At 66.9% G+C, this 571-nt stretch carries 1 pseudogene; it reads right to left on the reverse strand.

From position 1 onward, the window contains the following. Positions 1 to 321, reverse strand: a pseudogene (locus WDW90_RS37955) (MFS transporter); the annotation flags it as partial. Between the last annotated feature and the right edge of the window lie 250 nt (positions 322 to 571).

Consider the following 571-nt stretch of genomic DNA (forward strand, 5'->3'; position numbering starts at 1 on the left):
CGCCGTGGCGATCCCCCAGGAGATCATGATCCGCGCGATCCACCGGCGCGCGCCGACCCGGTACAGGAACAGATTCGAGGGCACCTCACAGATCACGTACCCGATCACGAACATGCTCGCGCCGAGACCGTAGGCGACGTTGCTGAAGCCGAGGTCGCTCTGGAGTTGGAACTTGGCGAAACTGATGTTGATCCGATCGAAGAACGCGAACATGTAGCAGATCATGATCAGCGGCATCAGCCGCCACGCCGCCTTGCGGACGACGCTGCTCTCGGTCACTTTTCCGCCCTCGACGAAGGCACCGGATGTGGCGCTGATCATGCAGATTTCCTCCGTTCGTTTTGAATGAAGGCGCGGCCGATTGCCCGAAAGGTTCCCGGCATCGACGGCGCTTGACGTGGCCGCCTTCTGCCGGGCGGCTCTCGATCAATGGGATGGCGCCGTGGGGACCGGGCGGCCTGAGCCGGCCGATCCCGGGCGTCAGGCGGCCCGCGGCGGCGCGTGGAGGTCGCAGGGGCGCCCGGCCTTGGCGACCTGCCCCGGCACCTCGTGGCCGACGAGCCGCGGCAGG

This window comes from Methylobacterium nigriterrae, assembly GCF_037106235.1.
Classification (GTDB): Bacteria; Pseudomonadota; Alphaproteobacteria; order Rhizobiales; family Beijerinckiaceae; genus Methylobacterium; species Methylobacterium nigriterrae.